Here is a 16,826-nt window from a genome sequence, read left to right as displayed (position 1 = left end):
AACCATGAACTTGGTCTCCATCGGCACCATCGCCGGCGTCATACTCGTCGCGCTAATTGTACTCGGCCTCATCCTGACCCGTCTGTACCGCCGCGCCAGCAAAGAAGTCTCCTTCGTACGCACCGGTTTCGGCGGCGAAAAAGTCATCATGAACGGCGGCGCGATGGTGCTGCCCGTGCTGCACGAAATCATCCCCGTCAACATGAATACACTGCGCCTCGAAGTGCGCCGCGCTGCCCAACAAGCCTTGATTACCCGCGACCGTATGCGCGTTGACGTGATGGCTGAATTTTACGTCCGCGTCAAACCCAGCGCCGAGAGCATTGCGACCGCCGCACAAACGCTGGGTATGAAAACCATGTCCCCCGATGAGCTGAAAGACCTCGTCGAAGGTAAATTCGTTGATGCCCTGCGCGCCGTTGCCGCCGAAATGGCGATGGAAGAGCTGCATGAGAAACGTGTTGATTTCGTTCAGAAAGTACAACAAGTCGTGAGCGAAGACTTGTTCAAAAACGGTCTTGAACTTGAAACCGTTTCCCTGACCGGCCTCGACCAAACCAGCTTTGAGTTCTTCAACCCTCAAAACGCCTTTGACGCGGAAGGTTTGACCAAACTGACCGAAACCATCGAAGGCCGCCGCAAAAAACGTAACGAAATCGAACAAGACACTGACTTGGCGATTAAAACCAAAAACCTCGAAGCCGAGCAGCAACGCCTGAAAATCTCACGCGAAGAAGAATACGCCAAACTCGAACAAGAGCGTGAGATTGCCGTCCGCCGCGCCGAACAAGAGGCCAGCATTGCCGAACAAGAATCTCAGAAAAAACGCGAGGCGGAAGAAGCCAAAATTGCCGCAGAACGCGAAGTGGATTTGAAACGCATTGCCGCCGAACGCGACATTAAAAACGAAGACATCCGCAAAGCTCAAGCCGTTGAGCAGGCAGAGGTTGAACGCCGCAAAGCCATCGAGTTGGCCGAGCAAGACCGCGCCATCGCCGTTGCCGAGAAATCGCGTGCCGAATCCGAAGCCAAAGCAGAGGCCGACAAAGCCCGCGCCGCTGCCGTTCGCGAGGAAGAGAGCGTGATTACCGTACGCGAAACCGAACGCGCCGAGCGTGCCAAAGCGGTCGAGTTAATTGCCGCCGAAGAAGCCGCACAAAAAGACGCGATTTCGCTCACCGTCGCCGCTGAAGCTGAAAAACAAGCTGCACAAGACCGAGCTGAAGCCGTGCGTATCGCCGCCGAAGCCGAAGCCGAGAAACAACGCCTTCAAGCCAAAGGTGAAGCCGATGCCAAAATTCTGTTGGCGCAAGCGCAAGAGCAACAATACAAGGTTGACGCCGAAGGTACCCGTGCCGTCAACGAAGCTGCCAATGTCCTGAGCGTCGAGCAGGTTGAAATGCAAGTCCGCCTTGCCCTCTTGAAACACCTGCCTGACATCATCCGCGAATCCGTCCGCCCAATGGAAAAAATCGAAGACATCAAGATTTTGCAAGTCAATGGTCTGGGTGGCTTTGCCGGTGGTGCAAACGGCGCAGAAGGTGCTTCAGACGGCCAAACCACACAAGCCAGCCTTGCAGACCAAATGGTCAACAGCGCCCTGCGCTACCGCAGCCAAGCCCCGTTGGTTGACGGTCTCTTGAAAGAGTTGGGACTGAATGGTGGCGACATCAACGGTCTGACCCAAGGGTTGGATAAAAGCATCGACCAATCATAAACAGATACCGTCATAATGGTTTAAAGGCCGTCTGAAATAGGTTTTCAGACGGCCTTTTGTTTATACAAGAGCTTCCGCAAATTCTAATATTTTCAATACTGATCAATTCAGATCTGTTGCGGTTGCAATAAATTAGGAATTATCCAACCTGCTTTTTGTGGTTAAAAAAGATTGAGTGGGCTATTCTTAGCCAAATAACAAGGCTAACTGCTTTGACAATGATCCATCAACAATTGAGTCATAAAAACTGATTCTAGCGTTTCGATTTCAAGTTTGCCATCTACTCATCTATCGACATTTCAATACCAAGCCGCTTATCTTCAGGCAAATAAAAAAGCACAACATTTCGTTGTGCTTTTTCTTGATGAACCCACATTACTTGTTTTTTTGCGAACGAAGGTAGTCCAAAGTTTTCAGCTGGGCAATGGCTGCTGCCAATGCTTTGTGCGCTTCGGCCAGAGATTTATCATCTTTGGCTGCAGAAACACCTGCCTCGGCTGCTTTCTTAGCTTCTTCAGCACGTGCCTGATCCATTTCGGTACTGCGAACGGCAACGTCTGCCAATACGGTAATCTTGTCAGGCTGTACTTCTAAAACACCGCCGGAAACAGCAACCAGCACTTCTTCAGCTTCACCCGGAACAGTCAAACGCAATGCGCCGGGGCGCACCAAACTCATAATCGGCTCGTGTCGTGGATAAATACCAAGCTCACCTTGAACGGTCGGAACCACCACAAAGCTGGCTTCGCCCGAATAGATGTTTTGCTCGCTACTGACCACTTCAACTTGCATGACGCTCATGCCGACCTCCTTAGTTTAAGGTTTTCGCTTTCTCAACTGCTTCTTCGATGCCGCCTACCATGTAGAACGCTTGTTCAGGCAGATGGTCGTATTCGCCGTTCAAGATGGCTTTAAAGCCGGCAATGGTATCGCGCAGGGCGACATATTTGCCTGGAGAACCTGTAAACACTTCTGCAACGTGGAACGGTTGAGACAGGAAGCGTTGGATTTTACGGGCACGCATTACAGTCAGTTTGTCTTCGTCAGACAATTCGTCCATACCCAGAATGGCAATAATGTCGCGCAATTCTTTGTATTTTTGCAGAGTGGACTGTACACCGCGCGCTACGTCGTAGTGTTCTTGACCCAATACCATCGGATCCAATTGGCGTGAAGTAGAATCAAGCGGGTCAACTGCCGGGTAAATACCCAAAGAGGCAATATCACGGCTCAATACGACGGTTGCGTCCAAGTGGGCGAAAGTTGTCGCTGGAGACGGGTCAGTCAAGTCATCCGCAGGTACATATACGGCTTGGATGGAAGTAATGGAACCGGTTTGGGTAGAGGTAATACGCTCTTGCAAACGACCCATTTCTTCAGCCAATGTCGGTTGGTAACCCACTGCAGAAGGCATACGACCCAACAGTGCAGATACTTCGGTACCGGCCAGAGTGTAACGGTAGATGTTGTCAACGAAGAACAATACGTCGCGACCTTTACCGTTTTCGTCTTTTTCGTCACGGAAGTATTCGGCCATAGTCAAACCGGTCAAAGCAACGCGCAGACGGTTGCCCGGAGGTTCGTTCATTTGGCCATACACCATGGCTACTTTATCCAATACGTTGGAATCTTTCATCTCGTGGTAGAAGTCGTTACCTTCACGGGTACGCTCACCCACACCTGCGAACACGGACAGACCGCTGTGCGCTTTGGCGATGTTGTTGATCAATTCCATCATGTTTACGGTTTTGCCCACACCGGCACCACCGAACAGACCTACTTTACCGCCCTTAGCAAACGGACACAGCAAGTCGATCACTTTAATACCGGTTTCCAGCAATTCGGTAGTTGAAGACAACTCGTCGAATTTCGGAGCAGTTTGGTGAATGGCACGGCTCTTGTCGGTATCGATCGGACCTGCCTCATCAACAGGCGTACCCAATACGTCGACAATACGACCCAATGTACCTTTACCTACCGGCACAGTGATTGGCGCACCAGTATTGCTTACAGACATGCCGCGTTTCAGGCCGTCTGAACTACCCATTGCAATAGTACGGACAACGCCGTCGCCCAGAAGCTGTTGAACTTCCAGAGTCAGACCGTTCTCGTCCAATTTCAGGGCATCGTAAACATGCGGGATAGCGTCGCGTGGAAATTCCACGTCAACCACCGCACCAATAACTTGTACGATTTTGCCTTGGCTCATTATCGTATCCTAATTTCCTGTTCAGGCTTCAGACGGCATTAAACTGCCGCTGCACCTGCTACAATTTCTGACAATTCTGTGGTAATCGCGGCTTGACGCGATTTGTTGTACACCAAGCGCAATTCTTTGATGGCATTGCCTGCGTTGTCGGTTGCGGCTTTCATCGCTACCATACGCGCGGCTTGTTCAGATGCCATGTTGTCGCTCAATGCTTGATAAACCACAGACTCTAAATAGCGGCGAACCAAATATTCCAATACGGCGATAGGACTCGGCTCGTAGAGGTATTCCCAAGTAAATGAAGAATGACCTGTTCCGTCGTCAATAACGTTTTCACCGATAGGCAGCAAAACTTCCATACGCGGCTCTTGGCGCATTGTGTTGATAAAACGTGAGTAAACCATATGGATACGGTCTAATTCATGTTTCTCATAACGTTGGAAGATTTCGGTCAAAGGGCCAAGCAACGCTTCCATTTTCGGGGTATCGCCCAAATTGGTTGCACTGGCAATAACGTTCAAACCGATGCTTTGGCATGCAGCCAAACCTTTGCTACCCAGGCACACGACTTCGACTTCGATGCCTTGTTCCTGATACTCTTGAACTTGCGCCAAAAACTTTTTCAGTACGTTTGCGTTCAAGCCGCCGCACAAACCTTTGTCCGAGGTAATCAAAATGAAACCGGCACGACACACTTCGCGGTGCGGCTCCAACAATTTGATACCATGATCGGCATTGGTCTGTGCAAGATGGCTCATCACTGTACGCACTTTTTCGGCGTACGGACGCGCTAAGCGCATCCGGTCTTGAGTCTTCCGCATTTTAGAGGTAGACACCATTTGCATCGCTTTAGTGATCTTTTGGGTATTTTGAACACTACGGATTTTGGTGAGAATCTCTTTTCCGACTGCCATTTCAGACTCCTTTCATCTCAATACTTATGCTTGGTAAGCGTAAGAAGATTTGAAAGATTTCATGGCTTCGGTCAATGCTTTTTCGCTTTCGTCAGACATTGCGCCTGATGCATTAATCGCATCCAGAACCTCAGGATGTTGCGTACGTACGAAACTCAGGAATTCTGCTTCGAAAGCCAAGGCTTTGGATACCGGAACATCTGCGTAAGAACCGTTGTTGATCGCCCACAAAGTCAATGCCATTTCGGCAGTGTTCAATGTGCTGAATTGTTTTTGTTTCATCAATTCAGTAACCACTTCACCGTGTTGCAGCTGTTTGCGTGTTGCTTCGTCCAAATCAGAAGCAAATTGTGAGAACGCCGCCAATTCACGGTACTGTGCCAACGCCAAACGGATACCGCCACCCAGTTTTTTGATGACTTTGGTTTGTGCCGCACCACCTACGCGCGATACGGAAATACCGGCATTGATTGCGGGACGGATACCGGCGTTGAACAAGTCGGTTTCCAAGAAGATTTGGCCGTCTGTAATCGAAATTACGTTGGTTGGTACGAATGCTGATACGTCACCGGCTTGGGTTTCAATAATCGGTAATGCAGTCAGAGAACCGGTTTTGCCTTTTACTTCGCCATTGGTCAGTTTTTCAACTTCGTTTTCGCTGACACGGGCTGCACGTTCCAACAGACGGGAGTGCAGGTAGAATACGTCGCCAGGATAGGCTTCACGGCCAGGTGGACGGCGCAGCAGCAGGGAAATTTGACGGTATGCAACGGCTTGTTTAGACAAGTCATCGTATACAATCAGAGCATCTTCACCGCGGTCACGGAAGAATTCACCCATGGTACAACCGGAGTAAGGAGCAATGTATTGCAGCGCAGCGGCTTCAGAAGCAGTCGCAGCAACCACGATAGTATGTTCCATCGCACCATGCTCTTCCAATTTGCGCACTACGTTGGCAATAGAAGATGCTTTTTGACCGATAGCCACATAAATACAGATAACGCCTGTACCTTTTTGGTTAACGATGGCATCCAGTGCTACGGCAGTTTTACCGGTTTGACGGTCACCAATGATCAGCTCACGTTGGCCACGACCAACCGGAACCATAGAGTCAATGGCTTTCAGGCCGGTTTGCATGGGTTGGTCAACCGATTTACGCGCAATCACACCCGGTGCGATTTTTTCGATTGGAGCAGTCAAAGTTGTATTGATTGGACCTTTACCGTCGATAGGACGACCCAATGCATCAACTACGCGGCCAACCAATTCGCGACCGATCGGCACTTCCAAAATACGGCCGGTACAGGTAACTGTATCGCCTTCTTTAATGTGTTCGTACTCACCCAACACTACGGCACCGACGGAGTCGCGCTCCAAGTTCATGGCCAGACCGAAAGTGTTACCGGGGAATTCGAGCATCTCACCTTGCATCGCGTCTGACAAGCCATGAATGCGCACAATGCCGTCTGTAACAGAAACAACGGTACCACGGGTACGCACTTCTGTATTGACGGACAGATTTTCGATTTTGGCTTTAATCAAATCGCTAATTTCAGCAGGATTAAGCTGCATGAAAACTCTCCTAATTTGTCATAGTCGCATACAAAGCATTCAGTTTGCCTTGTACGGACAAATCCAAGACCTGATCACCCACTTCTACTTTGATGCCGCCGATTAATTCAGGGGCAACTTTAGTTACCACATCCAATTTGCTGTTGAAGCGTTTTGTCAGGATATCGGTAACATCGGCCAACTGCTGAGAACTGAGCTCATACGCGCTGTAAATTACTGCCGATTTCGTATTGTTGTGTATCAAGGTCAAATCTTGATATTGGGCATAAATTTCCGGTAATACCAGCAAACGCTTTTGCTCGGCCAAAACGGTAATAAAATTTGCCAATTCGACATTTTTGATACCGACAAGACCTTTGAGCGTTTCTGCCTTTTCGGAAGCTCCCGTTTCCGGCTGCTCGATGAAAGCAATGACTTTCTCATCCTGAACAACCGCTGCGAGTTCTTTCAGTTCGCCCAACCAAGACTCGATTTGTTTTTTTTCCTGAGCCAGACTAAACAATGCTTTCGCATAAGGTCTGGCAATCGTTGCGAACTCTGCCATAAGATTACAGCTCCTGTTTTAAGGCACTGAGCAGATCTGCATGTTTGGAAGCATCGACTTCTTTACGCAGGATAGATTCCGCACCTTTAACAGCCAATGAAGCGACCTGTTCACGCAACACTTCGCGTGCACGGTTAACTTCTTGCTCTACATCAGCTTTTGCTTGGGCTGCAATGCGTGCTGCTTCATGAGAAGCTTGCTCTTTGGCTTCTTCTACAATTTTCGCAGCACGTTTTTCGGCGTTGGCAACCATTTCGGTTACCTGATTACGCCCTTCGGCCATAAGTTCTGCAACTTTTTTCTCTGCCTGCTCAAAATCGCTCTTACCACGCTCGGCGGCAGCCAAGCCCTCGGCGATTTTTGCGGCACGCTCATCCAATGCTTTGGCAATCGGAGGCCATACGAATTTCATCGTAAACCAAACCAAGCCAAAGAAAACTAGGATTTGCGCAAATAAGGTTGCATTAATATTCACGTTACTTAACCTTCGTATCTGGGTTAATCAAACAGACGGCAAGCCTGTATCTGAACGGATCGCTCCGTCTTGATTACGCACCACCAAACGGGTTAACGAAGGCGAACAACAGGGCAATAGCCACACCGATCAAGAAAGCCGCATCGATCAGACCAGCGATCAAGAACAGTTTGGTTTGCAGTGGACCGATCAGCTCAGGTTGGCGGGCAGAAGATTCCAAGTATTTAGAACCAACCATTGCGATACCGATAGAGGCACCCAATGCGCCCAAGGCAACGATCAAACCACATGCGATAGCAATCAAACCCATTTTTAAACTCCTTAAAATAGTAAAGGTTAAACTACAAAAAACAAACTACGAAAAAACTACTTGATTAGTGTGCATCATGCGCCTGTCCGATATATACGAACGCCAACGCCATGAAAATAAATGCCTGCAAGGTGATAACCAAAATGTGGAAAATCGCCCAAGCCAAACCGGCAATCAGGTGGAACACAAATAAAATTGGATCCAAAGTCTCGACACTGCCGGTTGATGCCCATGCACCACCCAACAAAGCGATCAGCAGGAACACCAGCTCGCCGGCATACATATTACCAAACAACCGCATACCGTGGGATACGGTTTTGGACAAAAACTCTACCAAGTTCAGCAGGAAGTTGGCTGGAGCAAGCCACGGACCGAAAGGTGCGCAGAACAACTCGTGAATCCAACCGCCAAGGCCTTTGATTTTGACATTGTAGTAAATACAGATCAGCAATACGCCAATCGCCAGAGCCAAAGTCGTATTCAAGTCAGCTGTCGGCACGACGCGCAACAGAGCATGATGATTACCGGTAATGCCTTGCCATGCCATCGGCAGCAAATCAACCGGCAGCATATCCATGGCATTCATCAAGAGAATCCAGACAAACAAGGTCAGACCCAACGGGGCAACGGCTTTACGCGATTGTTCGTTATGGATAATGCTTTTACACATATCGTCCACAAATTCGAACAGAATTTCAACAGCCGCTTGGAAACGACCGGGAACACCGGCCGTCGCTTTTTTGGCACCGCGCCACAAAAGGAAGCTACCGATTACGCCCAACAGAACAGCAAAAAAGATTGCATCAAGGTTAATGAACGAAAAATCAGCAATGTTTTTCAGTCCTTGACCCTGAGTAACATCCGACATACTGGTCAAGCTTTGCAAGTGGTGCTTGATGTAGTCGGCAGCGGTCATAGTTTCACCTGCCATAGTGTTTTACTCTCAACAATACTAAAAAAACCAAATGACTGACGCCAAGAAACGCCAATAAAAATGGGTAAAATACCAGTGATCGATGCCATATCGCAAAAACGACCAACATAGATACCAGCGACAGCACTACTTTTAAAACCTCTCCGCCGATAAACATCGAACTTTGCAGATCGGGATTTCGTCGGGAAAACTTTAAAAGTAAAACTGCAACAAGGGTAGGCACAATGTACGAAAATCCTCCCGCCAAAGCAGAGAGGAAGCCGGGCAATCCGGAGAATAATGCACAAACAACTGAAATTATTAATAATACAATCACTTGCAATGGGACTATCTGATTCATTGTACTTTGCACCCCAAAAAGCAAGGCAGGCTAATATAATCAAGAAGTTTGTTAACGTCAAGCAATATGTTAATCTTTGTGAACCTTTCATAAATAAATGATTAACACATATAAAACAAATCTTTGCTGGAATGGAGTTTAACACAAATTACATGTTGTTACATAGATTTTACAGAAGATTTTGATTTGTATTGTAAACATTTATACGCTCTACGCTTTTTCAAAAATTGAGGCCGTCTGAAAAGCTTTTTTCAGACGGCCCGTTCTGTTTATAAAGCCGTTAGAACGCTTGATTGATGCCCAACTGCTTCAGCAAATATTCGAATGTTTCCGGCGTATCAAAATGCAGCACGATTTTGCCTTTTTTCTGATTGCTGGTTTTGACTTCGGCATTAACGCCCAAATGCTCGGTCAATGCATCATTGATGCGGCGGATATCCGGGCTGATGGTTTTGGCTGCTTCGGGCTTGGCTTTTTGATGCGCCAATTGGCTGCGGCGCTCTACCTCGCGCACCGACCAGCCGTTTTTGACGGCTTTTTGCGCCAATTCCAATTGGTCAACTACATGCAAGGTCAGCAACGCACGGGCATGACCCATTTCCAGACGGCGTTGGTAAAGCATTTCTTGAACCGGCTCAGGCAGGCTCAACAGGCGCAGGCTGTTGGAAATGGCGCTGCGGCTTTTACCGACGGCTTTTGCGATGGTTTCGTGGGTCAGGCCGAATTCGTCGGCGAGGCGTTTCAAACCTTGCGCCTCTTCAATCGGATTGAGGTTTTCGCGTTGCAGGTTTTCAATCAAACCCATGGCCAACGCGGTTTCGTCGCTGATGGTTTTGATGACGACGGGAATTTCGGTCAAACCGGCCAACTGGGAAGCGCGCCAACGGCGTTCGCCGGCAATCAATTCATATTGAGACAGACCACGTTCGCGTACGATAACCGGCTGGATAATGCCTTGCGCTTTAATGGAGTCAGCCAATTCCTGCAAGGCTTCGTCATCCATTTGCACACGCGCCTGATAGCGGCCGGGCTGAATATCGGCGATGGCAACCGTTGTCAGGCGATCGCTACTGCTGCTGTCCACCGCATTGGATATCAGCGAATCCAAACCGCGTCCCAATCCTTTTGCTTTTGCCATATTGTTTTCCCTTTCAGACGGCCTCAATGTTGAAATGACGTATTCTATCGGATATTGCCGCTTTACGACAATTTGAATCACGATGATTTGACCCTTGCCGTTTATTTACGGAGCGAAACCGCAAACACGCCCCTTAAAGCATTACTCAAGCGGATTTCTTCCGCATTTTCCAACATAGAACGCGAGATGTGGGTTTCTTTGATTGTATCCGCACCTAAAAGCCGCGGCTGCTTCAATACCGCTTGGCGCATTACCCCGTTCAAAATATCCAAATCCAAAGACGGCGTGAGCCATTGTCCTTGATATTTGACGAACACATTGCTTCTTCCACCCTCTAACAAAAGGCCGTCTGAATTGAAAAACAGGCTGTCAAATGCACCCTGCCCTTCTGCCGTTTTCCATGCTTGGTCAAAAATTTCACGGCGCGTAGTTTTGAAACGGCGCAGATAATCGCGTTGGCTTAATGTGTGTTCACTCAGGACGACGTATTGTTGCCCATCCAATTCAGAAACAGCCGCATGGCTCAATGCAAGGCCGTCTGAAAACAAGGCGGCTTTGACTCTAAACAACCCATTTGGCAACGCATCTATATAATGTTGGATTTGCTCTATTGCGTTTTCAGGCCAAGTCAGGTTGAGTGCTTGCGCCGAGCTGTTCAGACGGCCCAAATGCAAATCAAGCAAACGGCATTGTTTGTCTTCCACGCGCATGGTTTCAAAAATACCGAAATCAGGCCGCAAGTCATTGAGAAAACGCGCCTTCCAACCGCACTCGCGATATTCGGCTTCAGGATCGCTATCAATCACAATCCCCGAACCCACACCATAAACACCTTGATAAAGGCCGTCTGAAATTGGCTTCAGAGATAAAGTACGGATCACGACATTGAACACACCTTCAAACCCCAAACCCGTATCACACGGATGCAAAAAGCCAATGCTGCCTGTGTACAAACCGCGCGGCTCAAATTCAAGGGACTCAATAATCTGCATACTCATGCGTTTGGGTGCGCCGGTGATACTGCCGCACGGGAAGGCTGCGCGGATAATATCGGCAACCGAAACATCAGCCAGCGCCTGCGCTTCGATGGCACTGGTCATCTGCCAAACACTGCCGAAACGGGAAACTTTAAACGGTTCAGGCACGCGTACTTTGCCTGTCTGCGCGATTTTGCCGAGGTCGTTGCGCAACAAGTCGACAATCATCACATTTTCGGCGCGGTTTTTCGGGTCGTTTTGCAATTCAACGGCGCGGCGTTCATCTTGCCCATCGTGAAGAATCGGCGCAGTGCCCTTCATCGGCTCGGTTGTAATCAGGCCGTCTAAATCGATTTTGAGGAAAAGTTCGGGAGAAAAACACAAAGTCCACGCCTCCTGCCCTACCCCGTCGGGCAGACAAGACAAAACGGCATACGGCACAGGCTGGCGCAAGCGGCGATAAAGCTGGATCGGATTGCCGTAAGTTTGCAGGTGCAGGCGTGCGGTGTAATTGATTTGATAGGTATCGCCGCGGCGGATGGCTTCGTGGATTTGACGGATATGCTCGAGATAATCGGCTTCGGATACGGAGAATCGGGGAGTAGAAATACCTGCCTCAAGGCCGTCTGAATGATTGGCCAGCCAGTTTTCGGCATCGATTTCGGAATAATCGGCAAACCAGTGCAAACGCAGACTGCCACTGCGGCCAGACGGAATATCCATCAGCAGCAATCCGAATTCGTAGTCTGCAAACAACACTGCATGCAAACCCTTTTTCCAGCCGGCTTGCAAAATACTTGTTAACGAATCCAGTTCGTTATGATAAAACCGATGGCTTTCTACATGATTTTGATAGAGTTTTGCTCGGCCGCTCACGGCATCGTCAAACAGGGCGAAATAAGGCATGATTGCTGTACAAATAGGCTGATTATACGCTGCTTTTACATAAGTTAGCAGACAAATTCAAAAAAAGTACTCTAATGTAATTTTATGTAGTCGAACGAGGCATAAAAGGGTAGAATCAAACCATACCACACTATATCATTTAAAACTTAATCGATAAGGAGACTTTATGGCAGACCACCAACTAGAACCATTCGAGAATGTTGAACTGGGCGAGAAACAAGACCAGCTGCAAGTATTCGAAAAGGCTGTTTTGGAACACGAAGGACGCGGTTCAGACGAAGATTCCAGCAGCGCACCGCTTCCTGCCAACTACCCGTACAAACAACGTATGCGCCGTTCTGTTTACGAAAAAGAAAAACAGAAGCTGCAAATCGAATTATTGAAAGTACAAAGCTGGGTTAAAGATTCTGGCCAACGCATCGTCAGCCTGTTTGAAGGCCGCGATGCAGCCGGTAAAGGCGGTACCATCAAACGCTTTATGGAACATTTGAACCCGCGCGGCGCACGCGTTGTCGCACTGGAAAAACCGACCACTACCGAACGCGGCCAATGGTATTTCCAACGCTACATCCAAAACCTGCCGACCGCGGGCGAAATGGTATTCTTCGACCGCTCATGGTACAACCGTGCCGGCGTAGAACGCGTCATGGGCTTCTGCGAACCTAACGAATACCTGCTCTTCATGCGTCAAACCCCTGAATTGGAACGCATGCTTGTTGCCAGCGGCATCCACCTGTTCAAATTCTGGTTCTCCGTATCCCGTGAAGAACAACTCCGCCGCTTCATCTCCCGTCGTGACGACCCCCTGAAACACTGGAAACTGTCCCCCGTGGACATCCAGTCACTCGACCGCTGGGACGACTACACCGAAGCCAAAAACGCCATGTTCTTCCACACCCACACCGGTGACGCGCCTTGGGTCATCATCCGCTCCGATGACAAAAAACGCGCACGTTTGAATTGTATCCGCTACTTCCTGCACCAGCTGGACTATCCGGGCAAAGACGTGAAAGCCATCGGCAAAGTGGACGATAAAATTGTTTTGATTCCCGACACACGTTACAAAGAAAAAACTGTAGACATCGGACACGATTAAAATCTAAGATCGAGTAGTTATTGACTCAATTAAGTGGATTTTTGTTCTGATATTTTCGGAATAAAAATCCACTTACTTTATGGAAAACCGTCATCAGACTATTTGGCTACGCAATGACATCTAACAACAAAACAAATATCTATACCAAATTCTTCAACACCGAAACATTAGATGCTGTCCCCGTATGGCAGTTTGACGAATACATTGACGGCATCAACACTCGCCGAATCTATTTACATGCAGATGGGCATACCGAAAACATCTCCGAACGCGACAACTTATTACATGGGGAATTAACCGATTTAGATTTATCATACAGCGAGTACATCAGCCCATCAGAATTTGAAAAACTTTGGCAATAATATTAAATACGAAATCATACAGCTAAAGGCCGTCTGAAATTTCATCTTTCAGACGGCCTTTTCTTAATCCTCACGATTCCAATACGTTTTTTGTGCGAATACCAATTTATTGTCAGTGAATTTTACATTATCCAAATTCAACGCCCAGACATCACTTTTCATCACCCTGGCGGCAGGATGCGCTTTGTAAAATAAAGACTGCGCCGCTTTCAAATCCGCTTCATCTTCAATCAAAGCGGCAGTCGCCGCAAACTGAACACCGCTGATTTTTGTGATACTGTCGGGCTGACCGGCGATGGTGCCGGCTACTTTGGCAGAACGGCTCATCAGTCCGCCATGCTTTGTTTTCAAAGAAGTCAGCACAATCAGGCGGGCATTGGCTTCATCAAACACATAAAAACAACAAGCCGCCCAAACTTCGCCGTCTGCCGCAGCGGCAATACTGACGACATGATGATTGCTCAAGAATTTAACGATATTGGCAGGAATCGCTTGCATGATTTTTATCCTCTTTCTCAGTGTATTAAATTTATTTTCAGGCCGTCTGAAACATCAGCCCTGCCAGCGCGGCGCATCGGTTTGAACAATACTGAACAAGTCCAAAGCATGAGACACGCTGTGCGTAATCATATCATCAATGGATTCGGGCTTCTGATACAGAGCCGGAACAGGAGGAAACACTATGCCGCCCATCTCTGTTACACGGCGCATATTGTCGATGTGTGCCAAGTTTAACGGCGCTTCACGCACCATCAACACCAGCCTGCGCCGCTCTTTCAACGTTACATCCGCCGCACGGCTGAGCAAATTATCGGCAAACCCGTGAGCAACCGAAGCCAAAGTTTTCATTGAACACGGCGCAATCAACATTCCGTCCGTCAAAAACGAACCGCTGGCAATACTTGCGCCGACATTACGGACAGAATGCACGACATCCGCCAAAGCATAAACGTCTTCTTTGGTGTAATCCGTTTCCAAAGCGCGGGTCATCTCCGCCCCTTGCGAAACCACCAAATGCGTTTCTACCTGATGCTCACGCAAAAGCTGCAAAGCCTTCACGCCATACTGAAAACCGCTGGCACCGCTGATGCCGACAACCAAACGCTTCATTGTATTTCCCTGTCTCGGCCTAAAAATAAAGGAAAGGCAGATTCTCAAGACGAAAAAATAACCGCTAAAAAGCGGTTAGATTTTCTAATGTGGTGCCGACAGCGAGATTTGAACTCGCACAGCCTACGGCCACTACCCCCTCAAGATAGCGTGTCTACCAATTCCACCATGTCGGCATAAATCAAATTGTCTTACTGCTGCTGAGGATTCGGAGCAACAGGAGTTGTATTGTTTTGTGCAGGCGTTGCAGGCTTAGGAGCCTGTTGGGTCTGCTTCACATCGCTGAAGTCTAAACCGTGCTTATTGGAGTGGGTGTGAATATACACCATTGCCATGCAGGTCGCAAAGAAAAATGTTGCAGCAACGGCAGTCGAGCGGCTGAGGAAGTTGGCATTACCGGCAGAACCGAATACGCCTTGCGCGCTACCGCTGCCGGAACCGAATGTTGCGCCGGCATCCGCACCTTTACCGTGTTGCAGCAATACTAACACGATTACGAATAGAGCGGAAATAATATTAATAATCCAGATAAGGGTTTTAAAGGCTTCCATATGTTTTCTACGAGGCTTGTGCTGCGTTGATGATGGCGGTAAAGGAGTCATAGGATAATGACGCGCCACCAACCAATGCGCCGTCTACATGAGGTACTGCGAAGATGTCGGCTGCGTTATCCGCTTTCACACTTCCGCCGTAAAGAACGCGGATTTTAACATCGCTTCCGCACAAAGACAAGATTTCTTTGTAGATAAATGCGTGCATGTCGGCGATTTGTTCGACGGTGGCGACTTTGCCTGTGCCGATCGCCCAAACCGGCTCGTAGGCAACGGCGATGTTTTGGGTGTTCAGACCTTGCAGGATGGAAAGCTGATGGGCAATGACTTCGTGTTCTTTACCGGCTTCGCGCTCTTCCAGGCTTTCACCGACGCACAACAATGGAATCAGGCCGACATTGAGGACGTTTTCCATTTTGCGGCGTTGGATTTCGTTTTTCTCGCCGAAATAAAGGCTGCGCTCGGAGTGGCCGATGAGGACGATGTCTGTACCGATGTCGGCAAGCATTTCGGCGGACACTTCGCCGGTGTACGCGCCGTTATTCGGGAAACGGCTCACATCTTGCGCACAGGTCAAGATGCGGTTGTTCAAAACGATTTGCATAGCGTTGTGCAGTTGCAACAGATACACGGTAGGGGCGGCCAGGCCGATTAATACGCGTTCGGCGGTTGGCATGACGCGGAAGCGGTGCATAAGTGCATTGTTGTTTTGGAGTCGGCCGTTCATTTTCCAGTTGCCGATAACCCATTTTTGATCCCACATTCCGATTTGGTGATACATCTTTATTGCTCCGTGTGTTGATTGTTGCTTGTTGTAGCGTGGTGTAATGTGAAAGTTTAGTGGATATATGTGCGCTTGGCAATTATTAACAAGCCTCGGGGCCGTCTGAAAGATGGCACACTCTCCGACAAGGATTTATAATGTATGCTTCGATAAAATTAAGAATTGAACGGAGCACAAATATGGACTTTGAAAAAGCGCGTTTCAATATGGTTGAACAGCAGATTCGTCCGTGGGATGTCTTGGACTTCGACATTTTGGATGCTTTGGAGGAGATCGGGCGCGAACATTTCGTCGGCGAGGCTTTTCAAGGCTTGGCCTATGCGGATATGGAGCTGCCGCTGGCCAACGGCCATAAGATGTTGGAACCTAAAGTCGTTGCCCGCCTGGCTCAAGGTTTGAAACTGAAAAAAGACGAAACCGTCTTAGAAATCGGTACAGGCTCAGGCTATGCAACCGCCCTGCTGTCCAAACTGGCCGGCAAAGTCGTCACCGACGACATCGATGCCGAGCAGCAGCAACGCGCCAAAAAAGTTTTGGACGAATTGGGCTTTGCCAACGTCGATTATGTGCAAAACAACGGCCTGACCGAAGCATCGCAAGGCGCGCCTTTTGATGCAATTTATGTGGGCGGCGCAGTAGACCGAGTGCCTAAAATCTTAAAAGAGCAATTGAAAGACGGCGGCCGCATGGTCATCATTGTCGGCCGCAAACCGGTACAACACGCGCTTTTGCTGACGCGCAACGGCAATGAGTTTTCCGAAAAAGTATTGTTCGACACCGTCGTGGCCCACTTGGAAGATAAATCGGCCAATCCGTTCGGCGATTTCGATTTTTAAACAACAGGCCGTCCGAAAGTTCAGACGGCCTCATGCTTTTATCCCCACCTT

Annotated in this window: 19 protein-coding genes and 1 tRNA gene; 4 read left to right on the top strand and 16 right to left on the bottom strand. The window is 48.7% G+C overall.

Translation table 11 applies throughout. From position 1 onward, the window contains the following. Positions 1-4: 4 nt before the first annotated feature. A complete protein-coding gene (locus tag ACTHUG_RS01285; protein WP_049323103.1) occupies positions 5-1,717 on the top strand; it encodes a flotillin family protein in 1,713 nt (570 codons plus the stop codon). A 375-nt stretch (positions 1,718-2,092) separates the two neighbouring features. On the opposite strand, the gene ACTHUG_RS01280 is transcribed toward ACTHUG_RS01285, so the two are convergent. The 11 genes from ACTHUG_RS01280 to ACTHUG_RS01230 all read right to left on the bottom strand — a co-directional run bounded on the left by ACTHUG_RS01280 (position 2,093) and on the right by ACTHUG_RS01230 (position 12,036). Next, a complete protein-coding gene (locus ACTHUG_RS01280; protein ID WP_036492070.1) occupies positions 2,093-2,518 on the bottom strand; it encodes a F0F1 ATP synthase subunit epsilon in 426 nt (141 codons plus the stop codon). A gap of 10 nt (positions 2,519-2,528) precedes the next feature. Next, positions 2,529-3,926 carry a F0F1 ATP synthase subunit beta gene (atpD, locus tag ACTHUG_RS01275; protein ID WP_003748111.1) on the bottom strand — a complete coding sequence of 466 codons (1,398 nt, stop codon included), beginning with the start codon at positions 3,924-3,926 and terminating at the stop codon, positions 2,529-2,531. A 38-nt stretch (positions 3,927-3,964) separates the two neighbouring features. After that, positions 3,965-4,840: a F0F1 ATP synthase subunit gamma gene (gene atpG / locus ACTHUG_RS01270; RefSeq protein WP_440385970.1), complete on the bottom strand. Its 876-nt coding sequence runs from the start codon at positions 4,838-4,840 to the stop codon at positions 3,965-3,967. Between the two features lie 24 nt (positions 4,841-4,864). Continuing rightward, the gene (atpA, locus tag ACTHUG_RS01265; RefSeq protein WP_003748105.1) at positions 4,865-6,412 is read right to left on the bottom strand and encodes a F0F1 ATP synthase subunit alpha; all 1,548 of its coding nucleotides are present in this window, start codon (positions 6,410-6,412) and stop codon (positions 4,865-4,867) included. A 10-nt stretch (positions 6,413-6,422) separates the two neighbouring features. Next, the gene (locus ACTHUG_RS01260) at positions 6,423-6,956 is read right to left on the bottom strand and encodes a F0F1 ATP synthase subunit delta (RefSeq protein ID WP_440385969.1); all 534 of its coding nucleotides are present in this window, start codon (positions 6,954-6,956) and stop codon (positions 6,423-6,425) included. A gap of 4 nt (positions 6,957-6,960) precedes the next feature. Further along, positions 6,961-7,431 carry a F0F1 ATP synthase subunit B gene (locus tag ACTHUG_RS01255; protein ID WP_003708446.1) on the bottom strand — a complete coding sequence of 157 codons (471 nt, stop codon included), beginning with the start codon at positions 7,429-7,431 and terminating at the stop codon, positions 6,961-6,963. 73 nt (positions 7,432-7,504) lie between these two features. After that, entirely contained in the window at positions 7,505-7,741 is a 237-nt protein-coding gene (gene atpE / locus ACTHUG_RS01250) for a F0F1 ATP synthase subunit C (protein WP_003748101.1), read from the bottom strand. A 64-nt stretch (positions 7,742-7,805) separates the two neighbouring features. Beyond that, positions 7,806-8,672, bottom strand: coding sequence for a F0F1 ATP synthase subunit A (gene atpB, locus ACTHUG_RS01245; protein ID WP_003748099.1), 867 nt, complete (start codon positions 8,670-8,672; stop codon positions 7,806-7,808). Further along, entirely contained in the window at positions 8,662-9,015 is a 354-nt protein-coding gene (locus ACTHUG_RS01240; protein WP_188214028.1) for an ATP synthase subunit I, read from the bottom strand. The genes atpB and ACTHUG_RS01240 overlap by 11 nt, the downstream gene beginning before the upstream one ends. Positions 9,016-9,295: 280 nt before the next feature. Further along, the gene (locus ACTHUG_RS01235) at positions 9,296-10,153 is read right to left on the bottom strand and encodes a ParB/RepB/Spo0J family partition protein (RefSeq protein ID WP_070849077.1); all 858 of its coding nucleotides are present in this window, start codon (positions 10,151-10,153) and stop codon (positions 9,296-9,298) included. A 101-nt stretch (positions 10,154-10,254) separates the two neighbouring features. After that, on the bottom strand, positions 10,255-12,036 hold the full coding sequence (locus ACTHUG_RS01230) for a chorismate-binding protein (RefSeq protein ID WP_440385968.1): 1,782 nt from the start codon (positions 12,034-12,036) through the stop codon (positions 10,255-10,257). Between the two features lie 166 nt (positions 12,037-12,202). Here ACTHUG_RS01230 and ppk2 point away from each other — a divergent pair, with 166 nt between their 5' ends. Then, complete coding sequence (gene ppk2 / locus ACTHUG_RS01225) at positions 12,203-13,132, top strand: polyphosphate kinase 2 (protein WP_003748092.1); 930 nt, start codon at positions 12,203-12,205, stop codon at positions 13,130-13,132. Between the two features lie 113 nt (positions 13,133-13,245). Further along, positions 13,246-13,494 carry a hypothetical protein gene (locus ACTHUG_RS01220; RefSeq protein ID WP_070824122.1) on the top strand — a complete coding sequence of 83 codons (249 nt, stop codon included), beginning with the start codon at positions 13,246-13,248 and terminating at the stop codon, positions 13,492-13,494. A gap of 63 nt (positions 13,495-13,557) precedes the next feature. Here ACTHUG_RS01220 and ACTHUG_RS01215 read toward each other — a convergent pair whose 3' ends face one another. From ACTHUG_RS01215 to tpiA, 5 genes are all read right to left on the bottom strand, one after another. After that, positions 13,558-13,992, bottom strand: coding sequence for a pyridoxamine 5'-phosphate oxidase family protein (locus tag ACTHUG_RS01215; RefSeq protein WP_036492087.1), 435 nt, complete (start codon positions 13,990-13,992; stop codon positions 13,558-13,560). Between the two features lie 54 nt (positions 13,993-14,046). Next, positions 14,047-14,604 (bottom strand): UbiX family flavin prenyltransferase, encoded by a 558-nt coding sequence (locus ACTHUG_RS01210; RefSeq protein ID WP_440385967.1) that lies wholly within the window; start codon positions 14,602-14,604, stop codon positions 14,047-14,049. A gap of 90 nt (positions 14,605-14,694) precedes the next feature. Beyond that, positions 14,695-14,780: transfer RNA gene (locus ACTHUG_RS01205), tRNA-Leu, on the bottom strand. 15 nt (positions 14,781-14,795) lie between these two features. Beyond that, positions 14,796-15,155: a preprotein translocase subunit SecG gene (gene secG, locus ACTHUG_RS01200; RefSeq protein WP_036492092.1), complete on the bottom strand. Its 360-nt coding sequence runs from the start codon at positions 15,153-15,155 to the stop codon at positions 14,796-14,798. Positions 15,156-15,162: 7 nt separating this feature from the next. Further along, complete coding sequence (gene tpiA / locus ACTHUG_RS01195) at positions 15,163-15,936, bottom strand: triose-phosphate isomerase (RefSeq protein WP_003748082.1); 774 nt, start codon at positions 15,934-15,936, stop codon at positions 15,163-15,165. Positions 15,937-16,118: 182 nt separating this feature from the next. Here tpiA and ACTHUG_RS01190 point away from each other — a divergent pair, with 182 nt between their 5' ends. Then, the gene (locus ACTHUG_RS01190) at positions 16,119-16,775 is read left to right on the top strand and encodes a protein-L-isoaspartate O-methyltransferase family protein (RefSeq protein WP_440385966.1); all 657 of its coding nucleotides are present in this window, start codon (positions 16,119-16,121) and stop codon (positions 16,773-16,775) included. Positions 16,776-16,826 lie beyond the last annotated feature (51 nt).

This window comes from Neisseria sp. P0022.S009 (genome assembly GCF_051956675.1).
GTDB lineage: Bacteria > Pseudomonadota > Gammaproteobacteria > Burkholderiales > Neisseriaceae > Neisseria.
This window is presented reverse-complemented; position numbering and strand designations above follow the sequence as displayed.